The sequence below is a fragment of the Rhizobium anhuiense genome (assembly GCF_003985145.1).
Classification (GTDB): Bacteria; Pseudomonadota; Alphaproteobacteria; order Rhizobiales; family Rhizobiaceae; genus Rhizobium; species Rhizobium anhuiense.
Genome location: NZ_ML133545.1, coordinates 19,215 through 30,438 on the forward strand (window position 1 = coordinate 19,215; position 11,224 = coordinate 30,438).

The 11,224-nt window shown below is 62.0% G+C and carries 13 protein-coding genes; 5 read left to right on the forward strand and 8 right to left on the reverse strand.

Features of this window, described 5'->3' with window-relative positions; all coding sequences use genetic code 11:
* Positions 1 to 30 precede the first annotated feature (30 nt).
* Complete coding sequence (locus EEQ99_RS33030; RefSeq protein ID WP_028756431.1) at positions 31 to 807, reverse strand: class I SAM-dependent methyltransferase; 777 nt, start codon at positions 805 to 807, stop codon at positions 31 to 33.
* A 53-nt stretch (positions 808 to 860) separates the two neighbouring features.
* Here EEQ99_RS33030 and gloB point away from each other — a divergent pair, with 53 nt between their 5' ends.
* Together gloB and EEQ99_RS33040 are read left to right on the forward strand one after the other, a co-directional pair.
* Positions 861 to 1,631, forward strand: a complete 771-nt coding sequence (gloB, locus tag EEQ99_RS33035) for a hydroxyacylglutathione hydrolase (protein WP_028756432.1) — start codon at positions 861 to 863, stop codon at positions 1,629 to 1,631.
* A complete protein-coding gene (locus tag EEQ99_RS33040) occupies positions 1,631 to 2,059 on the forward strand; it encodes a cupin domain-containing protein (protein ID WP_047615477.1) in 429 nt (142 codons plus the stop codon). The genes gloB and EEQ99_RS33040 overlap by 1 nt, the downstream gene beginning before the upstream one ends.
* A gap of 112 nt (positions 2,060 to 2,171) precedes the next feature.
* Here EEQ99_RS33040 and yddG read toward each other — a convergent pair whose 3' ends face one another.
* Positions 2,172 to 3,059, reverse strand: a complete 888-nt coding sequence (gene yddG, locus EEQ99_RS33045; protein ID WP_047615891.1) for an aromatic amino acid exporter YddG — start codon at positions 3,057 to 3,059, stop codon at positions 2,172 to 2,174.
* 30 nt (positions 3,060 to 3,089) lie between these two features.
* A complete protein-coding gene (locus tag EEQ99_RS33050; protein WP_028756435.1) occupies positions 3,090 to 3,869 on the reverse strand; it encodes a DUF3108 domain-containing protein in 780 nt (259 codons plus the stop codon).
* 240 nt (positions 3,870 to 4,109) lie between these two features.
* On the opposite strand from EEQ99_RS33050, the gene rpmB reads away from it, so the two are divergent.
* Both rpmB and EEQ99_RS33060 read left to right on the forward strand, forming a co-directional pair.
* On the forward strand, positions 4,110 to 4,406 hold the full coding sequence (rpmB, locus tag EEQ99_RS33055; RefSeq protein ID WP_028756436.1) for a 50S ribosomal protein L28: 297 nt from the start codon (positions 4,110 to 4,112) through the stop codon (positions 4,404 to 4,406).
* Positions 4,407 to 4,518: 112 nt separating this feature from the next.
* Positions 4,519 to 5,154: a VUT family protein gene (locus EEQ99_RS33060; protein WP_017962311.1), complete on the forward strand. Its 636-nt coding sequence runs from the start codon at positions 4,519 to 4,521 to the stop codon at positions 5,152 to 5,154.
* Here EEQ99_RS33060 and EEQ99_RS33065 read toward each other — a convergent pair whose 3' ends face one another.
* The 5 genes from EEQ99_RS33065 to EEQ99_RS33085 form a co-directional block, all read right to left on the reverse strand.
* Complete coding sequence (locus EEQ99_RS33065) at positions 5,155 to 5,721, reverse strand: ATP-binding protein (protein ID WP_127431852.1); 567 nt, start codon at positions 5,719 to 5,721, stop codon at positions 5,155 to 5,157. It abuts the gene before it with no gap.
* A gap of 136 nt (positions 5,722 to 5,857) precedes the next feature.
* Positions 5,858 to 6,895 carry an esterase-like activity of phytase family protein gene (locus EEQ99_RS33070; protein ID WP_028756439.1) on the reverse strand — a complete coding sequence of 346 codons (1,038 nt, stop codon included), beginning with the start codon at positions 6,893 to 6,895 and terminating at the stop codon, positions 5,858 to 5,860.
* A gap of 24 nt (positions 6,896 to 6,919) precedes the next feature.
* Positions 6,920 to 8,821 (reverse strand): cobaltochelatase subunit CobT, encoded by a 1,902-nt coding sequence (gene cobT, locus EEQ99_RS33075; RefSeq protein ID WP_047615893.1) that lies wholly within the window; start codon positions 8,819 to 8,821, stop codon positions 6,920 to 6,922.
* Between the two features lie 12 nt (positions 8,822 to 8,833).
* Complete coding sequence (cobS, locus tag EEQ99_RS33080) at positions 8,834 to 9,826, reverse strand: cobaltochelatase subunit CobS (RefSeq protein ID WP_047615895.1); 993 nt, start codon at positions 9,824 to 9,826, stop codon at positions 8,834 to 8,836.
* A 309-nt stretch (positions 9,827 to 10,135) separates the two neighbouring features.
* Complete coding sequence (locus EEQ99_RS33085; RefSeq protein WP_028756442.1) at positions 10,136 to 10,756, reverse strand: J domain-containing protein; 621 nt, start codon at positions 10,754 to 10,756, stop codon at positions 10,136 to 10,138.
* Positions 10,757 to 10,858: 102 nt separating this feature from the next.
* Here EEQ99_RS33085 and EEQ99_RS33090 point away from each other — a divergent pair, with 102 nt between their 5' ends.
* A complete protein-coding gene (locus tag EEQ99_RS33090; RefSeq protein ID WP_028756443.1) occupies positions 10,859 to 11,143 on the forward strand; it encodes a BolA family protein in 285 nt (94 codons plus the stop codon).
* Positions 11,144 to 11,224 lie beyond the last annotated feature (81 nt).

Here is an 11,224-nt window from a genome sequence, read left to right on the forward strand (position 1 = left end):
GCAAGCAGCCTGAGAAGGCTGAGAGCGGCGTCAGCGGTTGCGTGTGGTCGGCACGCCATGCGGTGCGAGAACCGGCACGAAGACGCGGCGGGAAGCCCGCGCTGCAACCGGCAGCCCCTGATAAAGCCGCTTCTGCGCCTCGACGATGATGACGCCCGAGAAGGCCGGCCACAGCGTTCGGCCGATCCGCTCGAAGGCACGGCGAAGGCGCAGAATGGTCCTGAGCTTCGAAGGTGGGAAGAACAGCGCTTCAGCCGTCGCGCCCGGCGTGAAATTCGTCTCGCGCAGCAGATGCGTCAGCTGGCCGCGCGAATAGGGCCGGCCCGAACCGAAGGGTGTATGCTCCATGCGCGCCCAGACGCCGCGCCGGTTCGGCACGACGATAACAAGCCGTCCGCCCGGCGCCAGCACCCGCCAGAGCTCCTTCAGCGTCTCGCGCGGACTTTCGGCGAATTCCAGCGAATGCACCATCAGCACCCGGTCGATCGAGGAATCCGGCAGCGGCAACTCCTCGTCAAAGACAAGCGTCGTCGACGAGAGCGAGCCCATCGGCCAGTTCACCGCGCCCTGCCCGGCCGGCATGAAGGCGAAGGTGCGCTCGGTATCGGCCTGGAAACGGTCGAGGAAGGGCACGGCATAGCCGAGACCGACCAGACGCTCCTGCGGCAGCCGCACCCAGAGCGAGGATAGCGCCATGGCGATCGACTGCTCGGCAAGACGTCCGAGCTCGGAATGATAGAACTGGCGTAGGTCGACGATATCGGCGTGCATTGCGACAAATGTTATCAGCGGGCGGTTGGACTTCAAGGCCGGAACCTCTACATTCCCGCGAGACTCCTGAGACAAGGGATTATTGAACGATGAAACCTTTGGAATTAGACGTTTTTCTCTGCCGCACCGACAATTTCGGCGTTCTCGTGCACGATCCGGAGACAGGCTTGACCGCGGCGATCGATGCGCCGGAGGAGGCGCCGATCCTGGAAGCGGCGACTCGCCGCGGCTGGAAAATCAGCCATATCTTCACCACCCACCACCACACCGACCATGTTAGTGCCAACCTGGCGCTGAAGGAGCAGTTTGGCTGCGAGATCATCGGCCCGATCAACGAGGCCGTCGCCATTCCCGGCCTCGACCGGACGATGGCCGATGGCGACAGCTTCCTTTTCGGCGATCACACGGTCAAGGTCATCGAGACTCCAGGCCACACCGCCGGCCATATCTGCTATCACTTCGTCGACGACAAGCTGCTCTTTGCCGCCGACACATTGTTTGCGCTCGGCTGCGGCCGGCTGTTCGAACGCCCGGCCGCCGACATGTGGCATTCCCTGCAGAAGCTCGCCGTGCTGCCCGATGAGACCGCCGTCTATTTCGGCCATGAATACACCTTGTCCAATGCCCGCTTCGCGCTGACGGTCGATCCGGACAACGAGCGCCTGAAGAGCCGCGCCGCCGAGGTCGAGGCCCTTCGTGCCGACGGCAAATTCACCATTCCGACGACGCTGGGACTGGAAAAGGAGACCAACCCGTTCCTGCGCGCCGCCGATCCGGCGATCCGCCGCAATCTGATCATGGAAGGCAAGACCAACGAGGAGGTCTTTGCCGAGATCCGCAAGCGCAAGGACAATTTCTGATGTCGCCTCAGGACATCATCCGCGAACTCGGCATGCAGCCGCATCCCGAGGGTGGCTGGTATGTGCAGACGTTTCGCGATACGGCGGGCGGAGAACGCGGCCACTCGACGGCGATCTATTACCTGCTGACCGGGGGCCAGCGCTCGCGCTGGCATCGCGTCCATGACGCGGTTGAGGTCTGGCATTATTACGCCGGCGCGCCGCTCTTCCTGCATCGTTCGGAAGACGGAACCGCAAGCGAGACCCTGACGCTCGGAACGAACCTGTCCGCCGGCGAGCGGCCGCAGGCGATCGTTCCCGCCAATTGCTGGCAATCGGCCGAAACCCTCGGCGATTTCACCCTGGTCGGCTGCACCGTCTCGCCCGGCTTCGAATTTTCGAGCTTCGAGATGGCGCCACCCGATTGGAAGCCCGGCGCTAGAGCATGATGCCGAAAAGTGTGAGCGGCTTTCGGACGACATCATGCTCTAACTATATAATTTAGAACAGGATTCAGAATTTAGGCCAACCGGGCGTAAAATCTGAATCCTGTTTTAAGGCCTACTCTGCCGCAGACTGCGCCGGAACCTTGCGGCGGAACATGTCCTGGGCGGCCAGCACCGCCCCGCCGGTAACGAGCAGGCAGGCAAGAGCAATGCGCCAGCTCGGCTCGGCAAATCCGAACAGCAGCAGGATCAGCGTCGAAAGCAGAGGCGCGGCATAACTTGCCGCGCCGAGGATCTGAATGTCGCCGTTCTTGACGCCGTGATCCCATGCATAGAAGGCAGCACCGACCGGAAAAAGCCCGAGCCCGGCGACGGCAACCCATTCGAAACCCGTGGCCGGCCAGACGGTCGTCTCCAGGCCGAGATGGCAGAAGAACGACAGGATGGATGTCGCAAGGCAAAAGCCGGTGACGACATCCGTGGAGACGGCATCGAAACGCCGCGTCAGCAGCGAATAGCCGGACCATGTGAAGGCGCACAGAAAGGCGGCCCCGTAGCCGACGGCATAGGCGCCGTCGAAATCGATGCCATTGCGGCCGACGATCAGGAAGGTGCCGCAAAGCCCGGCAAGCGCACCCGCCAGATGATACCAGCGCATCCGTTCGCCCGGCAGCAGCGCCGAACCGACGACGATCAACAGCGGCCAGAGATAGGCGACCAGCCCCGCCTCCACCGCCGGTGCGTTGCGGAGCGCGGTGAAATAGAGGAAATGATAACCGAACAGCCCTGCAATACCCGTTATCCAGACCTTGGCCGGCTGCTTCAGCAGCGCCAGCCGCGCGGGGTTGAGGACAAGCACCACGAGGCCGGGGATGCTGCCGATCGCAAAGCAGATGGCCGCAAGCTGGAACGGCGGCATCTTGCCGGAGGCGGCCGTGAACAACGCCAGGAACGACCACATCAGGATGGCCGTAAAACCGATCAACGTCGCGCGAAGCCTCACCCGTCCCCCTTCACGGAGACAGAAGCTCCGTCAGCTGTCGCTGCCGTATTTGACGGCAGTGATCGTCACCATTCCATATTCGGTTGGAATACGCACATAGACGGGAGCGTATACATTTGCCGCGTCCGACTTGGCAAACCAGATTTCCATGCGGTTGCTCTTGCTGAGATAGTCGATGTCCTTGCGGCCCTTCTTGTAGCCGGAGCGCGGCACGAAGCGCACGCCGCAGACAACCGCCTTGCCTTTGAAGCCGTTGGTCGAAAAATCCTCGTCGCCCTTCGGCGAAAGCACCAGATCCATGCGCGTCTCGCCGTCGAAGATCGGCAGCGTCTGCGAGCAGACCTTGGTATCGCCGGTGAAGACCAGGCCGGAGATCGGATCGAGCACCGATCGCATGTCGCGCGGCGTGACGTCGATCCAGTTCTTCGGACGCTTCGGCGCCGGTGTCGTCGTCGCCGAAACGATGTTGCCGTCGCGGTAACTGACCTCGTAGACGCGGGCCTTCTTGCCGCTCTTGTAGTAGAGCGAATATTTCTGCGCCTGCAATCTGTCATTGCGCACGACACCGCTCACGCTGGTCTTGGCCGAAATCGTCGTGACGAGATCGGCAAGGCCGGCAGAATTGATACTGCCGGCGATCTTGTAGCTGTGATCGTCCTCGATCTGCGTCAGGAAGGCCGCGCGCGCGATCGGCAAGCCGGCGAGCGTCACCCGGTATTCCGTCCGATGTTGGATTTCGGCCGCCGATGCCGGTATGGCAAGCAGCGCGGCGATGGCCGAAATGAAAATCCGTCTGCCCGAATGAGCCATGAATCAAGCCTTGTCTTGGCGCGCGCTGGCAGCCTTGTTAAGCGCTCTATACTCCTGCCGTGAAGGGAAGAAAACAGCAGCTTTTTGACAGAATTGCGGGAAAGGCCAAGGTTTGGCTTGACGCAAGCAGCCTGTCTGACTATAGAACCGCAACTTTCCAATCATGCCTGTTGGATTGCGCGCCTGGTTTTGCCGGGAATGTCAATTCGATGGCCCGACAAAAACAAGAATAGGTGTTCCATGTCCCGCGTGTGCGAATTGACCGGCAAGGCCGTCCTGACTGGTAACAATGTCAGCCATGCCAACAACAAGACCAAGCGCCGGTTCCTGCCGAACCTGTGCCAGGTCACGCTGATTTCCGACGCTCTCAACCAGCGTTATCGTCTTCGCGTTTCGGCTGCTGCCCTTCGCTCCGTCGAGCATCGTGGCGGCCTCGATGCCTTCCTGCTGAAGGCTGGTGAAAACGAACTCTCGATGCGCGCGCGCCTGCTGCGCCGTCAGATCGTGAAGAAGACCGCCGAAGCCGCTGCTGCGTAAGCTTCTGCCTTTCTTTCATACGGCTTCAAAAGGCTTGAACGGATAATACCGGACAAGCCTTTTGCTTTGTCGGTTTACTCCTCCAACTGGTGGCATCACCCAGGATAAAAAAATGCTGAAGACCCGCTATACCATCGCCTATGTCGCGCTGATGACGCTCGTCGTCGTCGCCTCCAACTTCCTCGTCCAGTTTCCGCTGAACGCCGAAGTCGCCGGCATCAACCTTGCCGACATCCTGACCTGGGGCGCCTTTTCCTATCCGATCGCCTTCCTGATCACCGATCTGACCAACCGCCAGTTCGGCCCGCAGGCGGCCCGTAAGGTCGTCTTTGCCGGCTTCGTCGTTGGCGTGACGCTCTCCTTCTTCACCTCGGTTCCGCGCATCGCCATCGCCTCCGGCTCGGCCTATCTCGCCGGCCAGTTGCTCGATATCGCCGTCTTCAACCGCCTTCGCCGCCAGGCCTGGTGGCGCGCGCCGCTGGTCGGCTCGCTGATCGGCTCGGCGCTCGATACGGTGATGTTCTTCTCGCTGTCCTTCGCCGCGTTCTTCGTCTTCCTCGGCCCGAACGATCCTTTCGCGCTGGAAGCAGCTCCCGTCCTGGGCGTCTTCGCCACGGAGGCTCCACGCTGGATTTCCTGGGCGATCGGCGATTTCGCCGTGAAGATGATCGTCGGCCTCGTCATGCTGCTGCCCTATGGCGCGCTGATGAACGTACTGCGGCCGATGCAGGCCGCCCGCGCCAGCTAATCACCGACGCCGCCGGACCGCACCGGCGGCGATCGCCGGATGCAGCAGAGCCTCTGCAACCAGATCGTCGATATCTCGTGACGAATTGAGCCGCAACACCGGCGCTGTCTGCGTTTCCAGCCATTGCTCATGCGCCGCAAGACTGCGGCGTTCCGGACCGGCTGTGTCGTAACTCGCCGCCCACTGCAGGAATTCCCCGCTTTTAACTTCCATGTCGCCACCGGGCCCGATCCTGTTTCCATACCGGGCAATCTCCCGCGCATGGATTCGCGCCATCCGCAGTTCCGGCTCGATCCTGAGAAATACGATCAGCTCGTAAAGCGGCTCCACTGGCCCGCCCCATTTCAGCGCCGATCCGGAGAGAACCCAGCCGTCATGCCGTGCGGTTTCATCAAGGAGCAGCCGGATACGCTCGTCGGCATTCCTCGGCGTCGTGAACGGCGGATCGGTCGGCATCCAGAAGAAATCGTCGGTGTCGAGATGGGCGATATCGAGCCTTTCGGCAAGCGCACGGCCGAGCGATGTCGTACCGGAACCGGACGCGCCCATGACATGAATATGCACCATGAATCTCCCTCCGAAGACGGATCCCCGATTGCGCGGGATAGCCGAGGCATATGACATCAGTCTGACGCTCTAGCATTTTCAATCCTCGCATCGCGCTTTCCGAAAATCGATTCCGATTTCGGGCCGGTGGCTAGGATCAATTCCGCTTCTGGGAACTCGGCGCTACCCACGCGGCTTCTTCCGAAAGCCGGAATTCCAGCATCAGGTTGCGCTGCAGGATCGAATGATTGTCGTCCGACACCAGGATGATATGGGTCGTGCCGTCGGCCGCCTGAAAGGCATCGAGCCCTTCCATATTGTCGATCTGCGAGTTGAAATTACCTTCCAGCAGCAAGTCGCCGCTGACGACGGCGCCGGGCTTGATATCGGCGCCCTTGATGCGCCGAAGGCGCATGCCGATGCCTTCGGCCATGTTGAAGCGGCGTTCCAGCAGCAGCAGGTCGCCGTTCGGCAGGAAGGCGCCGTCGGTGACGTCGAAGCTGCCATCCCGCTCGACCGAGAAACGCCCTTTCAGCGGCCCGCTGAGAATGGCCGCCAGCCGGTTGCCGTCGCTGTCGAGACCGCGCTCGGAGACGATGACCACGCCGCCCTTCAGCGGGCTCGATGCCGGCGCCACCGTGATGGTCTCGATGCCGCGATTGTCGCTCAACATCTTCCGCGGGATAAGGATCGGCAAAGTGGCGATCGCGCTCGAATCGGCGAAGCCGGGGTCGGGATAGACATCGACGCGATGGCGCTGCTCGAAGGAGACCAGAATCCGGTCACCGTCCAGCGCCAGGCCCTCGGCATCCATATATCCCTTGCCCTCGAAGCTCAGCCCGGCGCTGTTCTTCATCGGCGTGATCTCGACATCCAAAAGGCCGGAAAGCCTGCCCTTGACGTCGCGCTCGATGCTGCCGGTCAGCCATTGGCCGGTATCGAGCACGACGACGAAATGTTTTTGGTCCGGCCGGAAACGGATGGAGGAGAGCGAACCGAACAGCGCGCGGCTGGACACCATCTCCAGCCCGCCGAGAAATTCCATCGATCCGAATTTCGTCTCTGAAGAGCCGATCCTGAAGTCCGATATTTGCCGGCTAATGACCGGCACCTCGTCAGCAGCCCAGGATGGAAAGGCGCCTGTGGCGATACAGAGGGCAATCGACGCCGCACCGCAGAGACGCTTGATCGTCATGCCGGGTATTTCCTTTGAGCGACATCAGCCGGCACGGCGCAGCCGGCCGCCACGCGGCTGGACGGATTGATCTTCGAATAGCGAGGCAAGCTGCTCGGTCATTGCACCGGCAAGCTCGTCCGCATCGACGATCGTCACGGCGCGGCGATAGTAGCGCGTCACGTCGTGACCGATGCCGATCGCCAGCAATTCCACAGGCGAGCGCGTCTCGATCCGTTCGATGACGGCGCGCAGGTGCCGCTCCAGATAATTGCCCGGATTGACCGACAGCGTCGAATCGTCCACCGGCGCCCCGTCCGAGATCATCATCAGGATGCGGCGCTGCTCGCGGCGTGCGAGCAGGCGATTGTGTGCCCAGATCAGCGCCTCGCCGTCGATATTTTCCTTGAGCAGACCCTCGCGCATCATCAGCCCGAGATTGGCGCGGGCGCGCCGCCACGGCGCGTCGGCCGACTTGTAGATGATGTGGCGCAGGTCGTTGAGGCGGCCCGGCGTCTGCGGCTTGCCGCCGGCAAGCCAGCTTTCACGCGCCTGCCCGCCCTTCCAGGCCTTCGTCGTAAAGCCCAGGATCTCGACCTTGACGCCGCAGCGCTCCAGCGTGCGGGCGAGAATATCGGCGCAGGTGGCGGCAACCGTGATCGGCCGGCCGCGCATCGAGCCCGAATTGTCGATGAGCAGGGTGACGACAGTGTCGCGGAACTGCGTGTCGCGCTCCATCTTGAAGGACAGCGCCTGCATCGGATCGATGATGATGCGCTGCAGCCGGGCCGGATCGAGATAGCCCTCTTCCAGATCGAAATCCCAGGAACGGTTCTGCTGCGCCATCAGCCGGCGCTGCAGCCGGTTGGCGAGCCGCCCGACCGCGCCCTGCAGATGCGCCAGCTGCTTGTCGAGGAAAGCGCGCAGGCGCTCCAACTCGGCGGCATCGCAGAGCTCCTCGGCGGTGATGATCTCGTCGAACTCTTCGGTATAGACGTGATAATCGACCTTCTCGTTGAAATCGGCAAAAGGCGTGTTCGGACGGCGGGTTTCGCCCGGCGTTTCCGAATCGTCCTCGCCCTCTTCCATCATGTCGTCGTCGGAAATCTCGGCGCCTTCGGTCTCGCCGTCCTCCATCTGCTCGTCGGCGACTTCGCTGTCCTCGACGGGGGCGGCATCGGTGCCGGCATCCTCGTCGACCTCGTCCTGATCCTGCTCGTCGCCGTTCGGCTGGTCTTCCTGCTCCGACTGGTCGTCATTGTCGGCTTCGCTGTCGTCGTCGCCATACTCCTCGGCCATTTCCATGGCCGACAGCATGTTGCGGATGACCTTGGCGAAGGCCTGCTGGTCGTTGATCGAGTTCGACAGGTTGTCGAGCTCGGTCCCTGCCTTGTCCTCGATGAAGCCGCGCCAGAGATCGAGCACCTTGCCGGCAGAGGCCGGCGGGCGCTGGCCGGTCAGCTTCTCGCGCACCATCATCGCCACGGCTTCGCCGACCGGTGCGTCTTCCTGACGCTCGATGCCGGTAAAATTCGCCTTGGAATATTTCTCCTCGGTCATCGAGCGCAGGTTCGACGCCACGCCCTCCATGCGCAGCGCGCCGATCGATTCGACGCGCGCCTGCTCGACCGCATCGAAGATCGCCCGGGCGTCCGAGCCCTGCGGCGCCATCGTCGCATGCACCTTCTCGTCATGGCAGGCGAGGCGCAGCGCCATGGAATCGCCGAGCCCGCGGGTGACCGCCAGCTCATGCGCCGTCGGCCGCTTGGAAAGCTCCGGCAGCCGGATGCGCTCGCCGGTCATCCCCGGCCGTTCGTTGGCGAAGGTCACCTCGACATCGCCGTCGCCGGCGATCGAGCGCACGCAGCCGGTTATCGCCCGGCGCAATGGCTCGACGTCGACAGGCGCGCCGGGTTTTGCTTTCGAATTGTCACCGCGAGCTGCCATGATCGGTCGATCTCAAGCTCCGAGAACGATATTGGCGGCACTTTCCTTCAGCTCGACGCCGAAGGCGCGCTGATAGTGCTCGGCGACCAGCGGCCGCTCCAGCTCGTCGCACTTGTTGAGGAAGGTGACGCGGAAGGCGAAGGCGAGATCGCCGAAGATCTCGGCGTTTTCAGCCCAGGTGATGACCGTGCGCGGGCTCATGACGGTGGAGAGATCGCCGTTCATGAAGGCGGCGCGCGTCAGATCGGCAACCCGAACCATCTTCGAAACCGTCTCGCGGCCGTTCTTGTCCTTGCCGAAGCTCTTCACCTTGGCCGCGACGATATTCACTTCGTGATCATGCGGCAGGTAGTTCAGCGTCGTCACGATCGACCAGCGGTCCATCTGCGCCTGGTTGATCTGCTGCGTGCCGTGATAGAGGCCGGTCGTGTCGCCAAGGCCGATCGTGTTCGCCGTCGCAAACAGGCGGAAGGCAGGGTGCGGCCGAATGACGCGGCTCTGGTCGAGCAGCGTCAGGCGGCCGGAGGATTCGAGCACGCGCTGGATGACGAACATCACGTCGGGACGGCCGGCATCATATTCGTCGAAGACGAGTGCGACATTGTGCTGATAGGCCCAGGGCAGGATGCCGTCCTTGAATTCGGTGACCTGCAGCCCGTCCTTGACGACGATCGCATCCTTGCCGACGAGATCGATACGGCTGACATGGCTGTCGAGATTGATGCGCACGCAGGGCCAGTTGAGGCGCGCCGCCACCTGCTCGATATGCGAGGACTTGCCCGTGCCGTGATAGCCGGAGATCATCACGCGGCGGTTATGCGCGAAGCCTGCGAGAATGGCGAGCGTCGTGTCGCGGTCGAACAGGTAGTCGGGGTCGAGGTCCGGCACATAGGCGTCGCCCTTGCTGTAGGCGGGAACGCGGATGTCGGAATCGATACCGTAGGCCTCGCGGACCGAAACGGTGGTATCGGGCAGTTCTGATATATCCAGGTCGATCTTGCTCATCATGTCTCCAAGGCGGGTGATGCCACCCGGCCATACTGTCTCAGGCCATGTCGCAACCCGGACGCCGCGATTTTATTCCACGCCCGTCCAGGTCGGAACGTCGGCGATACTTCTCCGGGACTGAAACGAAACCTCGGCGGGATGATGACCGCGTGCGAGCATTCTTGAAAGAGTCCCGGACAAGAAACGCCGCGTCCGGAAGGTCGGCGGAGGCGATGTCGGGAAAACGCACAAATATGAGCCGCGTTTGCCTGCGGCCTCAGCCGATTTGGACCATACCCGATTGAAGCCCAAGAGCAAGGATGGGAATTAACAAAAACCGTTCTGCTTCAACAATTGATAGGCCTGGATGACGGCGCGGAAACGCTCCTCCGAGCCGCGGTCGCCGCCATTGGCATCCGGATGGTGTTTCTTGACCAGTTCCTTGTAGCGGCTCTTGATCTCCGCCGACGTCGCATTGGCGTCGAGGCCCATCGTTTCGAAGGCTTTGCTTTCCAGCGATTTCAGTTTGCGGGCCTGGGGAAAACGCGGTCCGCTGCCCTTGCCGCCGCCTTCCTTGACGAAGCCAAAGGGATCGCGAACGCGGGTATAGGCGCCGGAGCGGACCTCCGAATGCAGCGGACTGTCCTTCGCCGCCTTGTTGACGCCGACGGTCCATGTCGGCCGGTGGCCGGTGATTGCCTCTTTCTGATATCGCGCGATCTCACCGTCGGAAAGACCGGAGAAATAATTGTAGCCTTTGTTGTAGTCCTTGACGTGCTCGAAGCAGAACAAAAAGAACTGGCCTTCCGCATTGCGTCCGACAGGAGCGCGATGCGTGCCTTTCTTGTCGCAGCCGTCCCACTGACAGGTAGGCGGTGCCTGCTCTGGCTCCGGCTCCCGTTTGCGGCGTGTTCGGATGCGATCGAAATATTTGGAATCAAGTCTCATGACGGCGCTAATTATGGTCCTGCCGCGAAGCGACAACAAGAATTGACAAATGGGAATGTTACTGGCTTGGTGGGAACCCTTTTCGCGAAGCTGCAAGACCGGATGATGACCCTGCGAACCCGCATTGAAGAAAAACTGGTCGAAGCCTTCGCGCCCGAACGCCTGAGCGTCATCGACGAAAGCCATCTGCATGCCGGCCATCAGCCTGATATCACGGGCACCGGCGAAACCCATATGCGGGTGAGAATCGTTTCGGCCAAATTTACCGGCATGTCGCGGCTGGCGCGCCACCGGGCAATCACCGACCTGTTGAAACCGGAGCTGGATGCCGGACTGCACGCGCTGGCCGTAGAACCGGCAGCACCTGACGAACCGACCCGCTGGTAGCGGCAGCAAAGCTTATATAGGCATTGGCGGCCGGCAATCCTACAGCGCCGCGCATCTTTTCAGATGCGCAAGGGATACTGT

Excerpts from the sequence above, each read along its gene's own strand:
- EEQ99_RS33090 (WP_028756443.1), top strand. The coding sequence starts at position 10,859 with ATGATGACCCTGCGAACCCGCATTGAAGAAAAACTGGTCGAAGCCTTC.
- EEQ99_RS33040 (WP_047615477.1), top strand. The coding sequence starts at position 1,631 with ATGTCGCCTCAGGACATCATCCGCGAACTCGGCATGCAGCCGCATCCC.
- EEQ99_RS33065 (WP_127431852.1), bottom strand. The coding sequence starts at position 5,721 with ATGGTGCATATTCATGTCATGGGCGCGTCCGGTTCCGGTACGACATCG.
- cobS (WP_047615895.1), bottom strand. The coding sequence starts at position 9,826 with ATGAGCAAGATCGACCTGGATATATCAGAACTGCCCGATACCACCGTT.
- EEQ99_RS33050 (WP_028756435.1), bottom strand. The coding sequence starts at position 3,869 with ATGGCTCATTCGGGCAGACGGATTTTCATTTCGGCCATCGCCGCGCTG.
- EEQ99_RS33070 (WP_028756439.1), bottom strand. The coding sequence starts at position 6,895 with ATGACGATCAAGCGTCTCTGCGGTGCGGCGTCGATTGCCCTCTGTATC.
- EEQ99_RS33085 (WP_028756442.1), bottom strand. The coding sequence starts at position 10,756 with ATGAGACTTGATTCCAAATATTTCGATCGCATCCGAACACGCCGCAAA.
- EEQ99_RS33060 (WP_017962311.1), top strand. The coding sequence starts at position 4,519 with ATGCTGAAGACCCGCTATACCATCGCCTATGTCGCGCTGATGACGCTC.
- rpmB (WP_028756436.1), top strand. The coding sequence starts at position 4,110 with ATGTCCCGCGTGTGCGAATTGACCGGCAAGGCCGTCCTGACTGGTAAC.
- cobT (WP_047615893.1), bottom strand. The coding sequence starts at position 8,821 with ATGGCAGCTCGCGGTGACAATTCGAAAGCAAAACCCGGCGCGCCTGTC.
- gloB (WP_028756432.1), top strand. The coding sequence starts at position 861 with ATGAAACCTTTGGAATTAGACGTTTTTCTCTGCCGCACCGACAATTTC.